The 956-nt window shown below is 75.8% G+C and carries 1 protein-coding gene; it reads left to right on the top strand.

Features of this window, described 5'->3' with window-relative positions; genetic code table 11:
* The first annotated feature begins 184 nt into the window (after window positions 1-184).
* On the top strand, window positions 185-784 hold the full coding sequence (locus ACJTNH_RS20730) for a YceI family protein (RefSeq protein WP_458179164.1): 600 nt from the start codon (window positions 185-187) through the stop codon (window positions 782-784).
* Window positions 785-956: the final 172 nt, after the last annotated feature.

Raw genomic sequence — 956 nt, 5'->3', positions numbered from 1 at the left:
GACGGCCCCGCGGCTGTAAGACCCGGCCCCGGCGGGGGGGGCGGGGCCCCCAGCGCCGGCCGCCCCCGCTGCGTCCGGGCCACCGGACGGCTCCGTCCGCACTCGGCGCGACACCTCCTCCCCGCCCGGGCGGGTCGATCGGGCACCATCGAGGGGTTGCACCCCGAGAGAGGAGCGTTGAACCGTGGGCAAGCACCGCGCACCCGAGAGTGCCGCGACGGACTTCGACGCCGCCACCACCGCGCTGGCCGACGTCACGGGTGACTACGCCGTCGACGTCGCGCACACCCGCATCGGCGTCCGGGCCCGGCACGCCATGGTGACCACCGTCCGCGGTGCGTTCACCGAGTTCGCCGGCACCGCGCACCTGGACACCGCCGACCCCGGCGCCAGCCGGGTCGGCCTGCGGATCGCCACCGCCAGCATCGACACCGGCAACGCCGACCGGGACGGTCACCTGCGCTCACCGGACTTCCTCGACGTCGAGCAGTACCCCGAGATGCTCTTCGACTCCACCGAGGTCGAGCAGGTCGACGCCGACGTCTACCGGGTCACCGGCGACCTGACGATCAAGGCCGTCACCCGCCCGGTGTCGGTCGAGTTCACCCTCACCGGCTCGGCGCTGGACCCCTTCGGCAACACCCGGGTCGGCTTCGAGGGCGCGCTGGCGATCAAGCGCAGCGACTGGGACCTCACCTGGAACGCCGTGCTCGACACCGGCGGCGTGCTGGTCAGCGACCGGATCCAGATCGAGTTCGACGTCTCGGCGATCAAGCAGGCCTGACCCGGCAGCTGTGCCCTGCGCCACGTCGTGGCCGCTAGGGTGGCACTCAGTGCCACTCCCCGGTGCACGCCGCGGGTCGTGGGTGCGGCGGGGGGGGGGGGGGGGGCCGCCGCCGCCCGCCGCCCGCGCGGCGGGCCGCCCGGCGCGGCCGGGGCGCGGGCGGCGGGGGGGG

The sequence above is a fragment of the Modestobacter lacusdianchii genome (assembly GCF_054177765.1).
Note: the sequence above shows the minus strand (reverse complement) of the source record. Positions and strands in the feature narration are given on the sequence as shown.